Genomic DNA, 20,636 nt, shown 5'->3' on the forward strand with positions numbered 1-20,636 from the left:
GGGACGCCCTGCTCGCCTGCCTCGCCGTGCCCCGCTGGGCCGACGAGGTCGCCCAGGGAGCGCCCTACACCTCGACGGAGGAGCTCGCCGAGGCCGCTGACCGCGTCGCGCGCACGCTGACGACGGACGAGATCGACGCCGCCCTCGCCGACCACCCCAGGATCGGGGAGCGGCACGCCGCCTCGGGACGCGCCTCCGCCTTCTCGGCCACCGAGCAGGCCGCGAGCGCCTCGAGTGACGAGGACCTCGCCGAGCGCCTGATCGCCGGCAACCGCGCCTACGAGGAGCGGTTCGACCGCGTCTTCCTGATCCGCGCGGCCGGGCGCTCGCGCACCGAGATCGTCGCCGAGCTCGAGCGGCGTCTCGCTCTCGACGACGCCGCCGAGCGGGCGATCGTCGCCGACCAGCTGCGCGAGATCACGGTCCTGCGCGTGCGGGCGCTCGGTCCCGAGTCCGGTGCCGTCCTCGAGGAGGCCGCCCGATGAGCGCGCACGCCAGCCACGTCACGACCCACGTGCTCGACGCCGTGCGCGGCCGGCCGGCCGAGGGGGTGCCGGTCGTGCTCGAGGCGCGCGCCACCTCCGGCTGGGAGCGTCTCGCTCAGGCGCGCACCGACGCCGACGGGCGGGTCGCCGAGTTCGGCCCGGAGTCGCTGCCCGCCGGCGTCTACCGCGTCGTCTTCGACACCGCCACCTACTTCGGCGAGGTGGAGTCGTTCTACCCCGAGGTCGTCATCGCGTTCCGGCTCGCGACGAGGGCGCGCACTACCACGTGCCGCTGCTGCTCAGCCCGTTCGCCTACTCGACCTACCGGGGGAGCTGAGCGTGCAGCTCCAGGACGTCCTCGATGCTCCGCAGCTGCGGATCCGGGCCGTGTACACGACTCCCGAGGCGCTCGAGCGGCCCGTGAACTGGACGTTCACGACCGACCTGCTCGATCCGCGCCGCTACCTCGCCCGTGACCAGCTCGTGCTGACCGGCATGATGTGGCGCCGCAGCGCCGAGGACAGCGACGCGTTCGTCTCGGCGGTCGCCGCCTCCGGGGCGGTGGCGCTGCTCGCGGGCGAGGGCCTGTACGGCTTCGTGCCGGACGACGTGATCGAGGCCTGCCGCACGCACGGCGTCGCGCTCTTCGCGGTGCCCGCCGACGTCTCGTTCGCGTCGATCACTGCGCACCTCTCGAACGCGCTCGCCGGCGACCGGGTGGCCCGGCTGACGGCGGGGCTCGCCCGTCAGCGCCAGCTCCTGACCGACGTGTACCGCGGCCAGCTCCTCGACGAGCTGATCGCGCGGACGTCGGGCGAGCTCGGCCGGCCGGTCCGCGTCCTGACCGGGACCGGACGCTCCGCGGCCGCCGCCGAGCCGCTCGGACTGACCGAGATCGAGCGCGTGGTGCACGCCGGGCTGACCGCCCGGCAGAACCCGGTCACCGTGCCGGACGCGCACGGCGGGACGCTGTCGGTCTTCGCCGTGACCGGCGTCGACGAGCACCGCGCGACGGCCTGGTTCGTCGTGGTCGCCGGCGACTGGAACGAGTGGCACCCGTCCCTGCTCGACGCCGTCACCGAGCTCACCGGAGTCGTCGGGCTCTACCGGCTGCAGCGCGACGCCGAGACGCTCGCCGACACGGCTCTCGCCGACCGGCTGCTCGAGCTCGTCGAGGAGGACAGCGAGCAGCCCGAGACGGCCGTCTACCTCCGTCAGCTGGGGTTGGGCGGAGTGGGTCGCTGCGCGGTGATCGCCGCAGGCTTCGACGACGACGACTCCGCCGACCTCGCGCGCCGGCTGCTGACCGACGCCGCCTCCCATCTGGGCCGGGCGGTCGTGGGTCGCGACGCGGAGGGACGCGTGGTGGCGGTGCTGCCGGTCGACGCGACCGACGCGATCCCGACCGGAGCAGATCCGCTGGCCGTCGTGACCGCCGCCCTGCGGCGCGTAGGGCCGGGGCTCGACGGCCAGGTCCTGCGGGTCGGCACGAGTGCGGCGACGTCGCTCGCGGCACTGGGCGGAGCGCTCCGCTCGGCGCGCTACGGGATGCTCCTGCCGGGCGTCCCCGGCGACGGCTCACGGGTGCGGATCAACGACGCGGGCGAGGTGACCTCGGCGGTGCAGCTGCTGACCGCGGTGCCGGACCACCTGCGCACGGTCTTCGTGGAGCTCGTGCTGGGCCGCCTGATCGAGCACGATGCGCGCTACAACTCCGCGCTCGTCGCGACGCTGGCGGCGTTCCTGGAGTCGGGCGGCTCGTGGGTGCGGACGGCCGAGCAGACGCATCTGCACCTGAACACGGTGCGCTACCGGATCGCACGGGTCGAGGAGCTGACGCAGCGGGACCTGTCGAACACGTCGGACCGGGCGGACCTGTTCCTGGCGCTGCAGCTGCGCTGAGGGCGCGGCTGCGGGTGCGCGCTGCGTGCGATTCGCAGGGGATCCGGGGGGCGCCCGATGCCGTGATGCGGAGGAAGGCCCCTTCCCGCGCGGAACACCTGCAGATCGTGCAGATGCCTGCAGAGCGTGCGGACCCCTGCAGATCGCACGGACACCCGCGGAGCGCGCCCGCGCTACTCCGGAGCGCGCACCTCGCGCCCCTGCACGTGCACCGCCGCGATCGCCGGCTCACGGATCCCCATCAGCAGCGCGAAGAGCAGCTGCGCCGTCGCCGTCTCCTCGTCGTCGGCGCGGACGCCGTGCTCCAGCACGTCCGCCAGCGGCTCCCAGCGCGACGGCTCGATCCGGAGGAAGTCGGCGTCCTTGCCGACGTCGAGGTTGCCGAAGCGGTCCTCCATGTCGAGGGCGCGCGCACCGGCGAGGGTCGCCGAGAACAGCAGCTCGGCCGGGTGCAGCGCCACCGACGCGTCGCCGGGCTCGGACAGGTGCACCTTGAACGCGTCGTTCGCGACGCGCGGCACGAGCCACTCGTCGCCGGCCCCGACGTCGCTGCCGAGCGCCACCGTCACTCCGCTCGCCACGGTGCGCAGCCACGGCATCGTGCCCGAGCCGAGGAACTGCTGCGACGTCGGGCAGTGCGCGATCGAGGTGCCCGTCTCGGCCATCCGGTGCAGCTCCGCGTCCTGGCAGTGCACCGCGTGGGCGAGGATCGTGCGCCGGCCCAGCAGCGACGAGCCGCCCCGCGCAGAACCCGGGAGGAAGAGCCCGTCGTAGGTGTCGAGGTAGCTGCGGGTGCCGAACGAGCCCAGCACCGCGGCGATCTCGCCGTCGCCAGGGCGGTCGTTCTCGTTGAGGTGCGTGTGCACGTACACCCCTCGGTCGCGCACGTCGTCGTACAGGTCGCCCAGGGCGCCGAGGGTGGTCGGAGTGACGGAGAGGGAGAACCGCGGCACGATCGCGACCTGCAGGAGCGCCGTCGTGGGATCGCCGGTGTCGACGGCGTGCCAGCGCTCGATCTCATCGGCGACCAGGTCGACCGCCTCGGCCTCGCCGGTGAGCAGCGGCGCCGCGGAGGCGGGCCCGACTGTCTGCACGCCGCGTCCCGAGACCAGGCGCAGGCCCGCCTCCCGGCTGCGCTCGAAGAGGGCGTCCTGCGCGTGCGGGAACGCGGATCCGAAGACCATCGCCGCGGTCGTGCCGGCGGCGATCCGGCGCCGGGTGAAGTCGCGGGCGATGCGGGCGGCGAACGCCTCGTCGGCGAGGCGCGCCTCCGCCGGGAAGATCGTGCCGTCGAGCCACTCGAGCAGCTGCCCGCCGCCGTAGCCGTCGAGCGAGTACGTCTGCGGGAAGTGCACGTGCGCGTCGACGAAGCCGGGTACGAGGATCGCGGAGGAGTCGCCGATCACCGGGAGGGCGCGGTACGCGTCGGGCAGGTCGGCGACGCGGCCCGTCCAGGCGATGACGCCCGAGTCGTCCACGACCAGCGCGCCGTCCGGGATCGACACGAGGCATGCGCGCGCCTGCTCCAGAGCCGGCCGGCCGGCCACGTGCAGGAGGTGCCCGCGGTGGACGGCGGCGGTCACACCAGTCCCGTGTAGGCGTACCAGGCCGGGCCGGCATCCGGCGCGTCGTCGCGCACGACACTGGCCTGGATGAGCCCGTACGGGCGGTCGGCGGCGTGGAAGACCTCGTTCTCGTTCGCCACTCCGAACGGCGAGAGGTCGTAGACGAAGTGGTGCTTGTTCGGGGCCGACAGGCGCATCTCGACGATCTGGGGGAACTGCTCCAGCACCGCCTTGCCCATCTCGAACAGCGTCTGCTGCAGCGCCAGCGAGTGGACGGTCGCGAAGCGGCTGATCATCAGGCCTTCACGCCCGAGTAGACCGACTCCCAGTCCATCGCGGCGAGCTCCTCCGGGGTGAGCGCGAAGCGCCACTTCGCCACCAGCGACGTGGCCATCACCCGATCGTTCGTCGGCTGCAGCACCGTGTACGGATCGGACAGGAACCCGTGGAACTCCGACCCCGTCGACTTGAGGATCGTGAGGTCCTTGAAACCGCCGGTGACCCAGATCCGCTGGTCGGCGGCGACTCCCTCGACCGTCACGGATGCGGTGCGCACCTCCTGGCCCTTCCGGACCCAGGTGTGGTCGTGCTCCTGCCCGTCGACGAGCACGCGCTCCCAGGCGAACTCCTCGATCTCGATGCGGGCGCCGTGGACGGGCGCGTAACCGTCGACGAAGTGCTTGGCGAGCTCGAGACCGTAGGCCTCGATCGAGCGCAGCCCCTTCTCCTTCGCGAAGGAGTAGGCGGTCTGCTTCTGCGTGTCGGTCGGCAGCACCGCGGACTGGTCGCCCTCGAGGTGCGCGGCCTCGAAGTCGCCGCGCAGCGCAGTCGAGACGTTGACGTCGTGGATCTCGTGGCGCGGGGTGTCGCGGTAGATCCTGACGACGCGGTTCTCGGCCTTCCCGTACTGGTGGTCTCCGAGGATGATCGACATGTCCGCTCCTGTTCGCGTTCGAGGGTGGGCGGCGGCGGGTGCCCGTCTGCCAGGATGCCGCTCCGGGGCCGGGTGCCGCTTCGTCGGAGCGTTCAGCATCGGGCGCTCCTCGCGCTCCAGTCTTGTGCGATCCGTCCGGATCCGGCGCCGGACCCGCAGGCGTTCACACGCCCGAAACGCGACCGGAACACGGTCCTCAGGGGCGCTCGAGCAGACGTCCGGCCGGTGCCTCGGTGCCCGCGTCGATCCGTCGGCCGCCGACCCAGGTGCCGGTGACGGCTCCGCGGACCGTCCGGCCGTCGTACGCCGACACCTTGTTCTTGTGCGCGAGCGCGTCGACGTCGACGCGCGACTGCGCCTCCGGATCGAAGGCCACCAGATCGGCGTCGGCGCCCGCCCGCAGCAGGCCCTTCTGGCCCAGGCCCGCGAAGGCCGCGGTTCCCGTCGACATCCACGCCACGACCTGCTCGAGCGGGATCCCGCGCTCGCGGGCTCCGGTCCAGACTGCGCGGAAGCTGAGCTCGAGGCCCGAGATGCCGCCCCAGGCGAGGCCGAAATCGCCGTCGTGCGCGAACTTCAGCTCCTTCGTGGCGGGGGAGTGGTCGGAGGCGATGATGTCGATCGTGCCGTCGAGCAGGCCCTTCCAGAGGAGCTCGCGGTTGCGCTCGTCGCGGATGGGCGGGCAGCACTTGTACTGCGTGCCGCCGTCGGGGATCGTCCCGGCGTCGAAGGTCAGGTAGTGCGGGCAGGTCTCCGCCGTGATGCGCAGCCCCTCCGCCTTCGCCTCGCGCAGCAGCGGCAGGGCCTTCGCGGAGGAGAGGTGCAGGATGTGCGCGCGCCCGCCGGTCTCGCGGACCGCCTCGATCACGTGCAGGATCGCGCTGCTCTCGGAGGCGTCGGGGCGGGAGGCGACGAACGCGTCGTAGGAGGTGCCGCCGTCGTTCGTGTGCGCGTCGAGCTCGTCCGGGTCCTCGGCGTGCACGATCAGCAGTCCGTCGAACGCCGCGATCTCGTGCATCGCCTCGAAGAGCTGATCGGTCGAGAGGTGCGGGAACTCGTCGACTCCGCTGGGCGACAGGAAGCACTTGAAGCCGAAGACGCCGGCGTCGTGCAGCTCGCGGAGGGAGCCGAGGTTCCCGGGGACCGCCCCGCCCCAGAAGCCCACGTCGACCAGCGCCTGCGGACCGGCGGCGGCGCGCTTGGCCTCGAGACCGGCGACGGTGGTCGTCGGCGGGATCGAGTTGAGCGGCATGTCGAGGATCGTGGTGACGCCCCCGGCCGCGGCGGCGCGGGTGGCGGAGGCGAACCCCTCCCACTCCGTGCGGCCCGGCTCGTTCACGTGCACGTGCGTGTCGACGACGCCCGGGATCAGGACCTGCCCGTCGGGCAGCTCGACGACCTCCCGCGCCTCCCACGGGGCGTCGATCGCGCTCACCGCCACGATCAGCCCCTCGGCCACGGCCACGCTGGCGGGCTGGAACCCGTGCTCCGTCAGAACGGCGGAGGAGCGGATCACGAGGTCGAGGGAGGGGGAGTCCGAAGGCATGGATCGACCTTATACTCGGCATGTTTCGTGCGGACGAGCCCTCCCGGCCGACCCCGCGCCCCGGCAGCGCCGCCTCCCACCCGTTGCCCGAGGAGGCCGCCATGCTCGAGCTCGCCGTCCCGATCCTGCAGCGCGTCGACGCGGGCGAGCGGCTCGCGGTGGTGACCGTCACGCACGTGTTCGGGTCGGCTCCGCGCGCTCTCGGCTCGTCGATGGCGGTCGACGGGAGCGGAGCCGCGATCGGCTCGATCTCGGGCGGCTGCGTCGAAGCGCAGGCGTACGCCCTCGCGCAGGAGGTGCTCGGTACGGGGTCAGCCGCGGCCGAGCACTTCGGCTTCGACGACGAGGCCGCGTTCTCGGCCGGTCTCTCCTGCGGCGGCCAGCTGCGGGTGCTCGGCCACGCGATCGACCCCGGCTCCGGTGCGGTGCTCGCCGAGCTGCGCGCGGCGCGTGCCGGCCGCCCCGCTGCGCTGGCGATGATCGTCGGCGGCCCGGAGGAGCTCGTCGGCCTGGTGCTGACCGGCGCCACCCGCGCGCAGGACGTGGTGGGCCCCTCCCTCGACGACGCCACGGTGCGCCGGATCCTCGCCGAGCGCGAGGCGCGGCTCCACTCCGGCCGCTCGGCCACGATCGAGATCGACTGCCGGGGCCGCGAGCTCGAAGTGGCGTTCATCGTGAGCGCCGAGAAGCCGCGCCTGCTCGTCTTCGGAGCCGTCGACTTCTCGGCCGCGCTGTGCGCTGCGGGAGCGCTGCTCGGCTACCGGGTCACCGTGTGCGACGCCCGCCCGGTGTTCGCGACGGCCGAGCGCTTCCCCGCCGCCGACGAGGTCGTCGTGGAGTGGCCCTCCGACTACCTCGCGCGGACGGCGGTGGACGAGCGGACGGTCGTCGCGGTGCTCACCCACGACGAGAAGTTCGACATCCCTCTGCTCGAGCTCGCCCTGACGCTGCCTGTGGGCTACGTGGGCGCGATGGGGTCGCGCCGGACGCACGAGCGCCGGCTGGCGCTCCTCCGCGAGGCGGGGGTGGCGGAGGAGGCGCTCGCGCGGCTGCACTCGCCGATCGGCCTCGACATCGGCGCCTCGACACCCGAGGAGACGGCCGTGTCGATCCTGGCCGAGGTGCTGGCGACGCGGGCGGGCGCCTCAGGGGCGCCGCTGCGCGCCGGCGCCGGTCCGATCCACTCGGCGACCGCCTGACCAACCGGCGGGTCCTCCGACCGCGGGAAACGGCCGCGAAACACTCCGCTGGCATGCTCGGGGGATGCAGCGCCACATCATCACCGGAGCCCACGTCGCGACCGTCGACGCGGCGGGCGCCGAGCATCCGAGCGGCCACGTCGTGGTCGACGACTCGCGGATCGTCGCCGTCGGAGCCGGGGACGCCCCGACCTGGGCCGTCGAGGGCCGCGCACCGACCGGACTCCCCGCGCAGGAGCCGGTGGCGATCACGCGCGTCGACGGACGCGGCCACCTGCTGACCCCGGGCCTGATCAACACCCACCACCACCTGTACCAGTGGCTGACCCGGGGTTGGGCGCAGGACTCGATCCTCTTCGACTGGCTGGTGGCGCTGTACCCGGCCTGGTCCCGGATCGACGCCGACCTCACCCGGTCGGCCTCGCTGGGCGCGATGGGCGTGCTCGCCCGCTCCGGCTGCACGACGGTGGGCGATCACCACTACGTCTTCCCGCGCGGCTCGGGCGACATCGTCGGCGGCATCGTCGACGCGGCGTCGACCCTCGGAGTGCGGCTGCACGCGACCCGCGGGTCGATGGACCTCGGCGAGTCGCAGGGCGGGCTGCCGCCGGACTTCGCCGTCGACACGACCGCGGCGGCGCTCGAGGCGAGCGGGGCGGCGGTCGAGCGCTACCACGACGCCTCGTTCGACTCGATGGTGCGCGTCGCGATCGCGCCGTGCTCGCCGTTCTCGGTGACTCCGGATCTGCTGCGCGAATCGGCCGTGCTCGCCCGGCAGCTGGGCGTCCGGCTGCACACGCACGGGTCCGAGACGATCGAGGAGGACGCCTACACCCGCGAGGCGTTCGGGATGTCGCCCACCGACTACCTCGAGTCGCTCGGCTGGCTCGGGGACGACGTGTGGATGGCGCACTGCGTGCACCTGGACGACGACGCCATCGCCAAGTTCGCCGCGACCGGCACCGGAGTGGCTCACTGCCCGTCCTCCAACGGACGGCTCGCGGCGGGTATCGCCCCGGTGCCGCAGCTGCTGGCGGCCGGGGTGCCGGTCGGGCTCGGGGTCGACGGAGCCGCCTCCAACGAGTCGGGGCAGCTGGGCGTCGAGATCCGCGAGGCCGTGCTGATGAACCGGCTGCGCGCGGGGGCCGACCGGATGAGCGCCCGTCAGGCGCTCTCGATCGCGACGATCGGAGGCGCGCGGGTGCTCGGCCGGCAGGACGAGATCGGGTCGATCGAGGTCGGCAAGCTCGGCGACCTGGCGCTCTGGAAGGTCGACGGGATCGAGCACGCGGGCATCGCGGATCCGGTCGCCGCCCTCGCCCTCGGCTCTCAGCCCCCGCTCTCGCTCCTGCTGGTCAACGGCCGCCCGACGGTCTCGGAGGGACGCCTCGTGAACGCCGACGAGGACGCGATCGCCCGCGAGGTCGCCCGGGCGAGCGCGGACCTCGCCTCCCGCGTTTGACCGCGCCCGCTTGCTGATCGAGCCCCGCGGGGGCTGCCCGTGCCTGCTGATCGAGTAGCCCCCTCCGCGGGCGTATCGAGATCCGCATCGTCCGGGAGCGGGCGGGTCTCGAGACGCCGCCCGCGCAGGAGCAGCCTCAGCCCTGCGGAGCCTGCGCGTCCACCGTGCGGATCGGCGCCGCGTCCGGGTGCAGCATCCGCCAGACGCGGTCGCGCGACACCGGCAGCGCGAACGGCCGCACGCCGACCGCGTCGCGCACGGCGTTCGCGAGCGCCGGAGCCACCGGGTTGTACGGCGCCTCGCTCATCGACTTCGCCCCGAACGGCCCGAGGTCGTCCGCCGTCTCGGCGAAGAAGACCTCGGTGACCGGCACGTCCGCCATCTGCGGGATGTGGTAGTTCCGCAGGATCGCCGTCGTCACGGAGCCCTCGCCGTCGAGGATCACCTCCTCGTACAGCGCCGAGCCGATCGCCTGCGCCGACCCGCCCTCGACCTGGCCGCGGCACTGGTCGGGGTTCAGCACGTAGCCGGCGTCGGCGCCTGCACGGACTGCAGGATGCGCACCTCTCCGGTGGGCACGTGCACTGCGACGCGGAAGCCGTGCACGTTGAAGGCGAGCGAGCGCTTCGCTCCGTCCTCGGTGCCGGTCGCGGTGACCGGACCGCCGGCGGCGCGCACCAGCTCGTCGAACGTCACCCGCGTGCCGTCGGGCGCGAGGAGCCCGGAGTCGTCGGGTTCGAAGTCGTCGTGCCCCGTGATCCGCTTGGCGAGCGAGCGCAGGTCGGCGAGCAGCCGCACGGCGGCGGAGTACACGGCCTTGCCCGCCACCACTGTGCCCGCGCTCCCGAAGGCGCCGGTGTCGTAGCGCGCGGCGGCCGTGTCGGACTGCCGGATGCGCACCCGGTCGGCCGACGCGCCGAACGCGCTCGCGACGAGCTGCGTGTGCACCGTCGTCGTGCCGTTGCCGAACTCGGCGGTCCCGACGCCCACGGTCAGGATCCCGTCGGCGTCGACGGTGACCGTCGCCTCCGAGAAGTGGCCGCGCGGAGGGATCGTCGCGATCATCGCGACGGCCGTCCCCTCGCCGACGCGCCAGTCGTCGCCCGCGGGCGCCGCGACGCCGTTCCCGCGCGCGAGCGCCTGCTCGGTCAGATCCAGGCACTGGTCGAGGCCGTACGAGGCGAAGCCGATGTCGTCGCCCTCGACGTGCGTGACGACGAGCGGATCGCCCGGCCGGACCGCGTTGATCCGCCGCAGCTCGAACGGATCGATCCCGAGCTCCCGCGCGAGCTCGTCCATCGCGGACTCGATGCCGAAGATCACCTGGCCGAGGCCGTAGCCGCGGAAGGCGCCCGAGGGGATGTTGTTCGTGTAGACGGCCTGCGCGTCCACCCGCTTGCTCGGCGCGGTGTAGACGGCGACCGACTCCGAGGTGCCGTGGAACATCACTCCGGGGCCGTGGTTGCCGTAGGCGCCGGTGTCGGACAGGACGTCGACGCTCATCGCCGTCAGTCGGCCGTCCTGCCGGGCACCGAGGCGCACGCCCACGCGCATGGGGTGCCGGCAGGGCGCCATGGTGAACTCGTCGGAGCGGGTGAACTCGAACTGCACCGGGCGCCCGGTGGCGAGGACGGCGAGGGCCACGACGTCCTCCGTCAGGATCTCCTGCTTGCCGCCGAAGCCGCCGCCGACCCGCGCCGTGAAGACGCGGACGCTCGAGGGGTCGCGGTCGAACAGGCGCGCGATCTCGTCGCGGACGAGGAACGGCACCTGCGTCGAGGTGCGCAGCACCAGCTCGTCGCCCTCGAGCCACCCGATTGTGCCGTGCGTCTCGAGCGCGGTGTGCGCGACGCGGGACGTCGTCCAGGTGCCGCCGACGACGACGACCGCCTCGGCGAAGCCCGCCTCGACGTCGCCGTACTCGCCGTGCAGCTCCGCGACGACGTTCGACGCCGGCTTCGCGATGCGCGAGGCGATCGGGTCCTTCTCGCCGTGCAGGAGGGGCGCCCCGGGCGCACGGGCATCCTCCGGGTCGAAGACGGCGGGCAGCACCTCGTACTCGACCTCGATCGCGCGGCAGGCGATCTCGGCCTGCGCGACCGACTCGGCGACGACCACGGCGACCCGCTGCCCGCGGAACCGCACGACGGTGTCGAGCATCCGGGTGTCGTCGGGATCGTCGAGCCGCGACTCGTGCCGGGCGGTGGAGTACAGCACGTCGGGCACGTCGTCGGCGGTCAGCACGGCGACCACGCCGGGCAGCTCCCGCGCGGCGCGGGTGTCCATCGACACGATCCGCGCGTGGGCGTGCGGGCTCTGGAGCACCTTCAGGTGCAGGAGCCCCGGGACGGCGACGTCGAGCGTGTACGGCTCCCGCCCCGACACGATGCGCCGGCCCGCGGGGGCGCCGAGCGAGCGGCCGACCCGCGACTCGTCGGCGGTGGGCCGGCCGGTGCGGCGCACGGGGGTGAGCCCGGTCGGATGCTCGTGGCCGCAGCTGGCGATCGCCTCGCCGATGGCCCGGTACCCCGTGCAGCGGCAGAGGTTGCCCTTCATCAGCCGCGGCACATCGACGGGGTCGGCGCCCTGGATCGCGGTGGCGGTGACGACCATGCCGGCCGTGCAGAAGCCGCACTGGAACGCGCCGGAGTCGACGAACGCCTGCTGCACCGGGCCCGGCTCCTCCGGGGTGCCCAGCCCGGCGGCGGTGGTGACCGAGCGCCCCTCGACGCGGTGAGCGGGGTAGAGGCAGGAGTGGAACGCGGTTCCGTCGACGAGCACCGAGCACGCGCCGCAGTCGCCGGCGTCGCAGCCCTTCTTCACCTCGAAGTGCTCGTGGTCGCGCAGCAGGGTCCGCAGGACCTGACCGGGGCGCGGCGTCGCGTCGACCTCCTCGCCGTTCACGGTGAACCTCATGCGACGCCTCCGTCGTGCTCGGGGCGGGCGAGCTCCTCGCGGATCTCCTCCGCGAGGACGCCGACGACCGCGTGCCGCCAGTCGGCGGCCCCGTGCGGATCGGTGAACCAGGTGCCGACGGCGTCGATCGCCGCGGCCAGCTCCGGCGCGGACGGAGCCCGGGGGAAGCGCAGCACCTCGGGCCGGATCGTCGCGGCGGTCACCGCGAGCACGAACGCGCCGTCGCGGTCGAGCCGTCCGATGACGACCGCTCCGGAGCGGCCCAGGGGCGACAGCGCGATCTTGCGGTAGGCGGTGCGGGCGTCCAGGGCGTGCGCCGGGAACTCGATCGAGCGGATCACGTCGCCATGCTCGAGCAGCGTCGTCGTGTTGCCGGTGACGAGCTCGGCCACCGGCACGAGATCGTCGGAGCCGTCGGCCCGCCAGACGAGCGCACGGGCGTCGAGCGCGGCGCCGAGGCTGATCATCGGCCCGGCCGGCAGCGCGTTCGCGATGTTGCCGCCGACGGTCGCGACGTTCCAGATCTTGAACGAGCCCAGCAGCGCCGTGCAGCACTGGAAGAAGAGGCGGTGGGCGGTGCGGCCCGTGTCCGGCATCGCTGCGAGCTCGGCGAAGGTGCACGTCGCGGCGACCGAGAGGCCCTCCGCGCTCCAGCGCAGCGGCTCCCAGCCGAAGCCCTGGAGGTCGAGCAGCTCGTCCAGGTGGTCGTGGGGGAGGGAGAAGACCCAGGAGCCGCCTCCGATGACCGCCGTGCGCGGCCCCATCGCCGCCAGCTCCGCACGCTCGCGGACGACGCGCACGCGCTGGATCGTGCTGAGGTCCATGCTCCGCCTCTCGCCGGTGCCCGCGGGATGCGCGCTCCTCCAGTGAACAGCACGCGTGTGACACCCGTGTTACCCGCGCTCGGCGCTCCACCGGCGCCCGGTGCCGGTCGCTGGCGGATCCGCCAGGGGCTCAGCCCAGTGACGCCACCCACTCGGAGCTGCCGTCGACGAACGACTGCTCCTTCCAGATCGGCACCGTCGCCTTGATGTCGTCGACGAGCGCCGCGCAGGCCTCGAACGCGGCCGCGCGGTGCGGGGAGGCGACCGCGCAGGCGAGCGCGAGATCGCCGACGACCAGGTCGCCGACCCGGTGCACGGCCGCGATGCGCACCTCGGGGAAGCGCTCGGCGATGCGGCGGGCGGAGTCGGCCAGCGCGGCCGGTGCGTCCGGGTGCGCCTCGTAGGCCAGCCGGAGCACTCCGCGGCCCTCGTCGTGGTCGCGCACGACGCCCGCGAAGGTCACGACCGCACCGTGCGCGGAGGAGTCGACCGCCTGCTCGCACTCGTCGACCGTGATCGTCTCGGCGGCGATGCGCGCGAGGGCGACGCCGTCATCGGACATGGTCGCCGCCTCCCAGCTGATCGAGGAGGTGCCCGATCACCGGATCGAGCACGTCGATGCCGTCGCGGACGCCGCCGGGCGAGCCGGGCAGGTTCACCACGACGCTGCGTCCGGCGACCCCCGCCGTCCCGCGGCTCAGCACCGCGGTCGGCACCTTGGCCGCTCCGCGGGCGCGGATAGCCTCGGCGAGGCCCGGGAGGGTCCGCTCGAGCAGCGGTGCGGTCTGCTCCGGAGTGACGTCGCTGGGCGCCACGCCGGTGCCCCCCGTCGTGACGACCACGTCTGCTCCGGAGGAGAGGGCGTCGCCGATCGCCTCGCCCACCGCGTCCCCGTCGGCCACGACGACCACCTCGCCGCTCCAGCCGCGGATTGCGAACCAGGCCAGCAGCGCCGGTCCTGTGCGGTCCTCGTAGACACCGGACGCGGCGCGGGTGGACGCCACGACCGCGACGGCGCGGCGCGTCACTCCCTGCTCCACGATCCGCTCCTCCCGCCGTCCTTCGCCAGCACCCGGATGCCTGTGATGACGGCGCCCCGGTCGACGGCCTTGATCATGTCGTAGACGGTCAGCGCCGCGACGCTGACGGCGGTGAGCGCCTCCATCTCGACCCCGGTGCGGCCGCTCGTGCGCACCCGCGCCTCGATCCGCACGCGGTCCTCGAGCGTCTCGAGATCGATGTCGACCCCGTCGAGCGCGAGCGGGTGGCAGAGCGGGATGAGGGTCGCGGTGGCCTTGGCCCCCATGATCCCGGCGATGCGGGCGACCCCGAGGGCCTCGCCCTTGGGCAGCTCGCCCTGCTCGAGCAGCCGCACCACCTCGGGAGTCGTGACGACGACGCCCTCGGCGACGGCCGTCCGCGACGTGACGTCCTTCGCGCCGACGTCGACCATGTGCACGGCCCCGTCTCCTCGGACGTGCGTCAGGTTCTCAGTCATCGATCCTCCAGATCTCGACCGTGTCGCCGGTCGCGGCGTGCTCGGTCCCGACCGGGACGTGGATGAGGACGTTCGAGCGCGCGTAGGACGCGAGCAGGTGCGAGCTCGGCCCGCCGACCGGGTGCACGAGGCCCTCGTCGTCGAGGGCTCCCCGCCGGATCTGGTGCAGGTGGGCGGGCGAGTCGAGCGCGGTGCCGAGCCGGGCGCGGAGCCGGGGCCGCTCCGCCGGCGAGCGCCCGGCGAGCGAGCGGAGCACCGGGCGCAGGAACACCTCGAACGAGACGAGGGCGCTCACCGGGTTCCCGGGGAGCGAGACGATCGGCAGGTGCGCCTCCGGCGACACCGCGACCAGGCCCAGGCCCTGCGGGCCTCCCGGCTGCATGGCGACGTGCCCGAACTCGGATCCCGCGGGGCCGAGAGCGTCGCGCACGACCTCGTAGGCGCCGGCGCTCACTCCGCCGACCGTGACCGCGAGGTCGGCGTCGCCCGCCCGCGAGCGGAGGATCGCCAGCAGGTCCTCGGCGCGGTCGCTGTCGCAGGGGGCGACGACGGGCAGAGCCCCGGCCTCCCGGACCGCCTCGGCGAGCAGCGCGCCGTTGGCGTCGTAGATCTGGGCGGCCTCGAGCTCGGTCCCCGCGGGGCGGATCTCGTTGCCGGTCGGCACGATCAGCACCCGGATCCGGGGCAGCACCTCGACCTCGACGAGACCGAGCGAGGCGAGCAGTCCGTAGTGCGCGGCGCGGAGCACCGTGCCGGCCGCCAGCGCGACGGAGCCGGCCGCGGCATCGCTGCCCCGAGCGCGCACGAAGGTCGTCGGAGTGACGGGGGCCGCGAACGCGACCCGGGCGCCGGTCGCGGACGCGTCGGGGAAGCGCGGCGGGTCGACCCGCTCGATCGGAACGACGGCGTCGGCGCCCACCGGGAGGGGCGAGCCGGTCATGATCGGCACGGCGGTGCCGTGGGAGTGCCGCGGGGCGCTCTCGCCGGCGGGGACCGGCGCGGCGACCGGCAGCACGACCGGGGCGTCCGCGGACGCCTCGTCCAGATCCGCGGCCCGCACGGCGTAGCCGTCCATCTGCGAGTTGTCGAAGCGCGGGAGGTCCAGCGGCGAGTGCACGGTGCGGGCGAGGACGCGCCGGTCGTAGGCTCCCGGATCCGCCGCCACGCTCCGCGGATCGAGCGACAGGGCCTCGCGGGCACCGCGCGTCGCGAGCGGGGCCAGCAGAGCGCGCACCCGGGCGGCGTGGATGTCGATCGAGGTCATCGGGTCCTCTCGGCGGGTCCCCCACGTGGGGTGGGCGGGTTCCCTATCTTGCCGGGTCGCACACGGTTCCGCCGCGTAGTCTGACCGGATGAGCACCGTACTCGGGATGCCCGGCGTCCGACCCCGTCAGCGGGGGGCGGAGCTCCCGGCCGACCGGCCCGAGACCCCGCTGCTCGTCGACACCCACGGACGTGCGGCCGACGACCTGCGCATCTCGCTGACCGACAAGTGCAATCTGCGCTGCACCTACTGCATGCCGGCCGAGGGGCTCCCGTTCCTCCCACCCGCCGCTCTGCTGACCCGCGACGAGATCGTGCGTCTCGCGCGCATCGCGGTGGAGCAGTTCGGCGTGCGGCAGATCCGCTTCACCGGCGGCGAGCCTCTGCTGCGCAAGGACCTGGTCGAGATCATCCGCGGCGTCGCGGCTCTGGAGCCCCGCCCCGAGATCTCGCTGACCACCAACGCCATCGGCCTCTCAGGCCGGGCGGCGGCGCTCGCCGAGGCGGGCCTGGACCGAGTGAACGTCTCGCTCGACTCGATCTGCGCCGAGACCTTCGCGAAGGTGACCCGGCGCCCCTTCCTCGACCGCGTCCTCGCCGGCATCGACGCACTGGCCCCCGCCGGCCTGAAGCAGACCAAGATCAACGCGGTGCTCCTCCCGGGGATCAACGACCACGAGGCGCCCGAGCTGCTCGCCTGGGCGCTCGCCGGAGGCCACCAGCTGCGGTTCATCGAGCAGATGGCCCTCGACGCCGACCACGGGTGGGACCGAGCGACGATGATCACGGCGGAGCGCATCCGGGAGCTGCTGTCGGAGCGGTTCGTGCTGAGCCCGCACGCGGCTCCCCGCGACGGTGCCCCCGCCGAGCTGTTCGACGTGCGCGATCGCGAAGGCGGTCCGCTCCTGGGCCAGGTCGGCATCATCGCCTCCGTGACGGAGGCGTTCTGCGCCGACTGCCGCCGCACGCGACTGACCGCGGAGGGCGGCGTGCGCAGCTGCCTCTTCTCGAACGAGGAGACCGACCTGCTCGGCCCGATGCGCGCCGGCGTCGACGACCACCACGTGGCCCAGCTCTGGCGCGGGGCGATGTGGGCGAAGCCCGCCGGGCACGAGATGAACCGCATCGGGTTCGTGCAGCCCGAGCGCACGATGAGCGCGATCGGCGGATGAGCGTGCGGGTCCGCTACTTCGCCGCGGCGAAGGCCGCGCTCGGGCGAGCCTCGGACGAGTTCGAGGAGCTGCCAGACCTCGCGGCGCTCGAGGCGCGCCTCCTCGAGGGCTCCCCGGAGTCCGCCGCGGTGCTCGGCCGGTGCAGCTACCTGGTCGACGGGGTGTCGACGACCGACCGCGCGACTGGGCTGACGGCGGGTTCCTCGGTCGACGTGCTGCCGCCCTTCGCCGGCGGCTGAGCGACCGCCCGCGTCAGATCCGCAGCGCCGCCGCCCCGCCGATCAGCGAGTCCGCGCTGATCCCGGCGGCCGCCGCCCGGTCGGCCGCGATCCGCGACCGCACTCCCGACGCGCAGTGGAGCACGAGCGGACCCGCGGGCAGCAGCGCCGGGTCGAAGGCCGACATCGGCATCCGCACGGCACCGCGCACCGACACGGAGCGGTCCTCCGAGTCCTCGCGCAGGTCCACGACCGTCAGCGGCTCGTGCGCCGCCAGCCGGGCGCGGAGCTCGTCGGCGGTGATCGCCCCGGCGACTCCGCTGCGTCCGGGGAGCTCCGGCACCCGGCGCGCGAGCGGCAGCTCGGACCACGAGCCGTCGAGGGCGTCGTGCACCACGATCCGTCCGAACAGCGGAGTGCCGACACCCGTCACGAGCTTCACGACCTCGCTCGCCATGGCCGAGCCGATCGTCGCGCAGAGCGAGCCGAGCACCCCGACCGTCGCGCAGCTGTCGGCGGCGTCCTCGGCCTCCGGATGCAGGGCGCGCAGCGTCACTCCGCCGCCGGGGGCGCGCGACCAGAACGTCGACAGCTGCCCGTCGAAGCCAAGCGCCGAACCCCAGACGTGCGGCACTCCCGCGCGCGTCGTCGCGTCGGAGGCGAGGTAGCGGGAGCCGAAGGTGTCGAAGCCGTCGACGACCACGTCCCAGCCGGCGACGAGCGCATCGGCGTTGGCCGCGGTGAACGCCACCGGGAAGGCGCGGGCGTCGATGCCGGGCGAGAGCCGCCGCGCGGTCGCGACCGCCGACTCCGCCTTCGAGACGCCGACCGAGGAGTCGTCGTGCGCGGTCTGCCGGGACAGGTTCGAGGGCTCGACCACATCGGCGTCCACGACGCCGAGCCGCCCGACGCCCGCCGCGGCGAGCGCCGTGATCACCGGGGAGCCGATTCCTCCCGCACCGAGCACGAGCACGGCCGCGTTCCGCAGGCGCCGCTGCCCGAGCTCTCCGAGGGGGGACAGGCGGATCTGCCGGGCGAAGCGCTCCCGCTCCGCGGCGCCGAGCGGGGGCCCCGGTTCGACCGGGAGCGTCACGGGGGAGAGCGGAGGAGTCACCTCCCCAGTGTGCACGCCGCGCGGCGCCGCAGGCCCGCCTCCGCGGATCGGCGCTGGTCGTCCAGTACCGTGGGGAGCGTTTTTCGACAGGAGCGAGGCCGGCGGGTGCATCTGAAGAGCCTGACCCTCAAGGGGTTCAAGTCCTTCGCTCAGCCGACCACGTTCGCCTTCGAGCCGGGCGTCACGTGCGTCGTCGGGCCGAACGGCTCGGGCAAGAGCAACGTCGTCGACGCGCTCGCCTGGGTGATGGGGGAGCAGGGGGCGAAGACCCTCCGCGGCGGCAAGATGGAGGACGTCATCTTCGCCGGGACGTCCACGCGCGGACCGCTCGGCCGGGCCGAGGTCGCCCTCACCATCGACAACACCGACGGCGCTCTGCCGATCGAGTACACCGAGGTCACGATCACCCGGACGCTCTTCCGCAACGGCGGCAGCGAGTACGCGATCAACGGGCGCTCCTGCCGTCTGCTCGACGTGCAGGAGCTGCTGAGCGACTCCGGTCTGGGCCGGGAGATGCACGTCATCGTCGGCCAGGGGCAGCTCGACGCCGTGCTGCACGCGACCCCGGAGGAGCGGCGCGGCTTCATCGAGGAGGCCGCCGGGATCCTCAAGCACCGCCGCCGCAAGGAGAAGACGCTCCGCAAGCTCGAGGCGATGCAGACGAACCTCACCCGTCTCTCTGACCTCGCGGGCGAGATCCGGCGGCAGTTGAAGCCGCTCGGGCGTCAGGCCGAGGTGGCGCGCCAGGCGCAGACCATCGCCGCGGTCGTCCGCGACGCCCGCGCGCGCCTGCTCGCCGACGACGTCGTGACCCTGCGGACGGCCCTCGACGGCTTCGCACGGTCCGAGAGCGAGCGGCACGGCGAGCGCATCGTGCTGCAGGAGAAGCTCGAGCAGGCGACGCTGCGGATGGCGCGCATCGAGTCCGAGCGGGTGGGCGACGCCGTCGACGACGCGCGCCGCACGACGTTCGAGCTGGAGTCGGTGCAGGAGCGGCTGCGCAACCTGCAGGCGCTCGCCGGTCAGCGCCTCGCGCTGCTCGACGCGGAGTCGGAGCAGCCGCAGGTGCAGCCCCGCGTCACCCCGCGGGACCTCGACGAGGCACGGGAGGAGCTCGACCGCCTGAAGCAGGGCGTGCTCGATGCGGAGGCCGCGTGGGCCGCCTCGCAGAAGGACACGGTCCGCGCGCGGCAGGTGCTCGATGCGCTCGACGACGAGATCGCGGCGCAGTCCGCCCTCGTCTCGCGCCACGACCTCCAGATCTCGCAGCTCACCGGCAAGGCCGATGCCGCGGCGTCGCGTCTCGCGGCCGTCCGGGGCGAGGTGCTCCGCGCGCAGAACACCCTCGACTCCGCCATGCAGCGCCGGGACGCCGCCGAGCGCCAGCTCGACGGGCTCGAGGACGAGATCGGCGAGGCGGGCGGCGGCACTGACGGCACCCTCGACGAGAGCTACGAGCTCGCGCAGTCCGCCGTGTTCGAGGCGGAGGGCGAGATCGAGCGCTTGCGCGAGGAGCTGCACGCGCTCGAGCGCGAACGCGACGGGCTCGCCGCCCGCACGAGCGCGCTGTCCCTCGCGCTCGACGTCTCCGACGGCTCGTCCGAGCTCCTCGCCTCGCGCCTCGACGGCGTCGACGGACGCCTGGCCGAGCGGATCCAGGTCCGCCCCGGCTACGAGGCGGCCGTGGCGGCGGCCCTCGGCTCCCTCGCCGACGCGGTGCTCGCCGACGACGCGGCCCGTGCCGAGGCGGCGCTCGACGAGGCGGTCCGCCGCGACCTCGGCCGGGTCGAGCTGCTCGTCGGCGGCTCCTCCCGGGCGCCGCTCGCCCTCGATGTCCCCGACGCAGCGAGGCGCGCCCGCGACCTCGTCACCGGCCCTCCCGCCGTGCTCGCCCTGCTCGAGCAGGTCGTCGTCGTCGACGACCTCGCCACAGCCCGCCGGATCTGGCCGGATCTGGCCGGGCACCCGCATCCGATCACCGTCGTCACCCGTGACGGCGCCACCGTCTCGGACTTCGTCGTGAGCGGCGGAGCGGGCGGTCAGCGCAGCCGTCTCGAGCTCGTCTCGGAGCGCGATGCGGCCGATGCCGCCCTCGAGGAGATCGTCGGACGGATCGACCGGCTCCGCTTCGACCTCGCCGAGCAGAGCGGAGCCCTCAAGGGGGCCAAGGAGCAGTCGCGCCTCGCCCTCGCCGCTCTGCGCGAGCACGACTCCGCTCGCGCCGCGCACACCGAGCGGCTCGGCCGGGTCCGTGCGCAGCACGAGTCCGCCGTCGCCGAGCTCGGCCGCGGCGAGAAGGCGCTCGCGATCGCGTCCGAGCGGGTGGGCGACGCCGAGCGCGCCGCGCTGACGGCGAGGAGCGAGCTCGAGACCGCGCGGTCGCGCCCCCGGCCGATCCTCGACGTGAGCGGTCGCGACGCCCTGCAGCGCGCCGTCGACGCTGCCCGCGAGCACGAGATCGAGGCGCGGCTCGGAGTCGAGACGGCCAAGGAGCGCGTCCGCGCCGAGCAGTCCCGCGGCGAAGCGCTCGCGCGCCAG

At 74.0% G+C, this 20,636-nt stretch carries 17 protein-coding genes and 2 pseudogenes; 8 read left to right on the forward strand and 11 right to left on the reverse strand.

The features are described from left to right. The 3 genes and pseudogenes from uraD to B0T42_RS20205 all read left to right on the forward strand — a co-directional run. Positions 1–485 (forward strand): 2-oxo-4-hydroxy-4-carboxy-5-ureidoimidazoline decarboxylase (gene uraD, locus B0T42_RS16355; protein ID WP_342418269.1); only part of this gene is annotated, 485 nt, incomplete at its 5' end. Further along, positions 482–822, forward strand: a pseudogene (gene uraH / locus B0T42_RS16360) (hydroxyisourate hydrolase). The gene uraD and the pseudogene uraH, both read left to right, overlap by 4 nt. Positions 823–824: 2 nt before the next feature. Beyond that, positions 825–2,387, forward strand: a complete 1,563-nt coding sequence (locus B0T42_RS20205) for a helix-turn-helix domain-containing protein (protein ID WP_158078162.1) — start codon at positions 825–827, stop codon at positions 2,385–2,387. A 173-nt stretch (positions 2,388–2,560) separates the two neighbouring features. Here B0T42_RS20205 and B0T42_RS16375 read toward each other — a convergent pair whose 3' ends face one another. The 4 genes from B0T42_RS16375 to allB form a co-directional block, all read right to left on the reverse strand. Next, positions 2,561–3,970, reverse strand: coding sequence for an amidohydrolase family protein (locus B0T42_RS16375; protein WP_236720359.1), 1,410 nt, complete (start codon positions 3,968–3,970; stop codon positions 2,561–2,563). Continuing rightward, the gene (locus B0T42_RS22800) at positions 3,967–4,248 is read right to left on the reverse strand and encodes a hypothetical protein (RefSeq protein WP_446737388.1); all 282 of its coding nucleotides are present in this window, start codon (positions 4,246–4,248) and stop codon (positions 3,967–3,969) included. Before B0T42_RS22800 ends, B0T42_RS16375 begins: the two co-directional genes overlap by 4 nt. Further along, complete coding sequence (gene pucL, locus B0T42_RS16380) at positions 4,248–4,886, reverse strand: factor-independent urate hydroxylase (protein ID WP_446737389.1); 639 nt, start codon at positions 4,884–4,886, stop codon at positions 4,248–4,250. The genes B0T42_RS22800 and pucL overlap by 1 nt, the downstream gene beginning before the upstream one ends. A 196-nt stretch (positions 4,887–5,082) precedes the next feature. After that, complete coding sequence (gene allB, locus B0T42_RS16385) at positions 5,083–6,432, reverse strand: allantoinase AllB (protein ID WP_077224118.1); 1,350 nt, start codon at positions 6,430–6,432, stop codon at positions 5,083–5,085. Between the two features lie 101 nt (positions 6,433–6,533). Between allB and B0T42_RS16390 the strand changes: the two genes are divergently transcribed. Both B0T42_RS16390 and B0T42_RS16395 read left to right on the forward strand, forming a co-directional pair. After that, complete coding sequence (locus B0T42_RS16390; RefSeq protein ID WP_077224119.1) at positions 6,534–7,631, forward strand: XdhC family protein; 1,098 nt, start codon at positions 6,534–6,536, stop codon at positions 7,629–7,631. Positions 7,632–7,695: 64 nt separating this feature from the next. Continuing rightward, positions 7,696–9,093, forward strand: a complete 1,398-nt coding sequence (locus B0T42_RS16395) for an 8-oxoguanine deaminase (RefSeq protein ID WP_077224120.1) — start codon at positions 7,696–7,698, stop codon at positions 9,091–9,093. Between the two features lie 136 nt (positions 9,094–9,229). Here the strand turns inward: B0T42_RS16395 and B0T42_RS16400 are convergent. The 6 genes and pseudogenes from B0T42_RS16400 to B0T42_RS16425 form a co-directional block, all read right to left on the reverse strand. After that, positions 9,230–12,009: pseudogene (locus tag B0T42_RS16400) on the reverse strand (molybdopterin-dependent oxidoreductase). Continuing rightward, on the reverse strand, positions 12,006–12,833 hold the full coding sequence (locus B0T42_RS16405) for an FAD binding domain-containing protein (RefSeq protein WP_077224121.1): 828 nt from the start codon (positions 12,831–12,833) through the stop codon (positions 12,006–12,008). Before B0T42_RS16405 ends, B0T42_RS16400 begins: the two are co-directional and overlap by 4 nt. Before the next feature lie 130 nt (positions 12,834–12,963). Further along, positions 12,964–13,395: a molybdenum cofactor biosynthesis protein MoaE gene (locus B0T42_RS20530; RefSeq protein WP_077224122.1), complete on the reverse strand. Its 432-nt coding sequence runs from the start codon at positions 13,393–13,395 to the stop codon at positions 12,964–12,966. Beyond that, entirely contained in the window at positions 13,385–13,873 is a 489-nt protein-coding gene (locus tag B0T42_RS20535) for a MogA/MoaB family molybdenum cofactor biosynthesis protein (RefSeq protein ID WP_236720360.1), read from the reverse strand. The genes B0T42_RS20530 and B0T42_RS20535 overlap by 11 nt, the downstream gene beginning before the upstream one ends. After that, positions 13,858–14,331, reverse strand: coding sequence for a cyclic pyranopterin monophosphate synthase MoaC (moaC, locus tag B0T42_RS16420; RefSeq protein ID WP_077224123.1), 474 nt, complete (start codon positions 14,329–14,331; stop codon positions 13,858–13,860). Before moaC ends, B0T42_RS20535 begins: the two co-directional genes overlap by 16 nt. Further along, entirely contained in the window at positions 14,324–15,595 is a 1,272-nt protein-coding gene (locus tag B0T42_RS16425; protein WP_077224124.1) for a molybdopterin molybdotransferase MoeA, read from the reverse strand. Before B0T42_RS16425 ends, moaC begins: the two co-directional genes overlap by 8 nt. Before the next feature lie 88 nt (positions 15,596–15,683). Here B0T42_RS16425 and moaA point away from each other — a divergent pair, with 88 nt between their 5' ends. Together moaA and B0T42_RS16435 are read left to right on the forward strand one after the other, a co-directional pair. Further along, on the forward strand, positions 15,684–16,766 hold the full coding sequence (gene moaA / locus B0T42_RS16430) for a GTP 3',8-cyclase MoaA (protein WP_077224125.1): 1,083 nt from the start codon (positions 15,684–15,686) through the stop codon (positions 16,764–16,766). Then, entirely contained in the window at positions 16,763–17,005 is a 243-nt protein-coding gene (locus tag B0T42_RS16435; RefSeq protein WP_077224126.1) for a MoaD/ThiS family protein, read from the forward strand. Before moaA ends, B0T42_RS16435 begins: the two co-directional genes overlap by 4 nt. Before the next feature lie 13 nt (positions 17,006–17,018). Here B0T42_RS16435 and B0T42_RS16440 read toward each other — a convergent pair whose 3' ends face one another. Next, positions 17,019–18,098, reverse strand: a complete 1,080-nt coding sequence (locus tag B0T42_RS16440) for a ThiF family adenylyltransferase (RefSeq protein ID WP_236720361.1) — start codon at positions 18,096–18,098, stop codon at positions 17,019–17,021. A gap of 105 nt (positions 18,099–18,203) precedes the next feature. Between B0T42_RS16440 and B0T42_RS16445 the strand changes: the two genes are divergently transcribed. Further along, positions 18,204–20,636, forward strand: a 2,433-nt coding sequence (locus tag B0T42_RS16445; protein WP_077224128.1) for a chromosome segregation SMC family protein, incomplete at its 3' end; no start/stop codon positions are given.

This window comes from Rathayibacter rhapontici (assembly GCF_001995175.1).
Lineage (GTDB): Bacteria > Actinomycetota > Actinomycetes > Actinomycetales > Microbacteriaceae > Rathayibacter.

What these genes read in the sequence shown, in the direction of transcription:
- B0T42_RS16405 (WP_077224121.1), bottom strand. Translation starts at nt 12,833, where the DNA reads ATGGACCTCAGCACGATCCAGCGCGTGCGCGTCGTCCGCGAGCGTGCG.
- pucL (WP_446737389.1), bottom strand. Translation starts at nt 4,886, where the DNA reads ATGTCGATCATCCTCGGAGACCACCAGTACGGGAAGGCCGAGAACCGC.
- B0T42_RS16395 (WP_077224120.1), top strand. Translation starts at nt 7,696, where the DNA reads ATGCAGCGCCACATCATCACCGGAGCCCACGTCGCGACCGTCGACGCG.
- B0T42_RS16390 (WP_077224119.1), top strand. Translation starts at nt 6,534, where the DNA reads ATGCTCGAGCTCGCCGTCCCGATCCTGCAGCGCGTCGACGCGGGCGAG.
- moaA (WP_077224125.1), top strand. Translation starts at nt 15,684, where the DNA reads ATGAGCACCGTACTCGGGATGCCCGGCGTCCGACCCCGTCAGCGGGGG.
- moaC (WP_077224123.1), bottom strand. Translation starts at nt 14,331, where the DNA reads ATGACTGAGAACCTGACGCACGTCCGAGGAGACGGGGCCGTGCACATG.
- B0T42_RS16425 (WP_077224124.1), bottom strand. Translation starts at nt 15,595, where the DNA reads ATGACCTCGATCGACATCCACGCCGCCCGGGTGCGCGCTCTGCTGGCC.
- B0T42_RS22800 (WP_446737388.1), bottom strand. Translation starts at nt 4,248, where the DNA reads ATGATCAGCCGCTTCGCGACCGTCCACTCGCTGGCGCTGCAGCAGACG.
- B0T42_RS20530 (WP_077224122.1), bottom strand. Translation starts at nt 13,395, where the DNA reads ATGTCCGATGACGGCGTCGCCCTCGCGCGCATCGCCGCCGAGACGATC.
- B0T42_RS16435 (WP_077224126.1), top strand. Translation starts at nt 16,763, where the DNA reads ATGAGCGTGCGGGTCCGCTACTTCGCCGCGGCGAAGGCCGCGCTCGGG.
- allB (WP_077224118.1), bottom strand. Translation starts at nt 6,432, where the DNA reads ATGCCTTCGGACTCCCCCTCCCTCGACCTCGTGATCCGCTCCTCCGCC.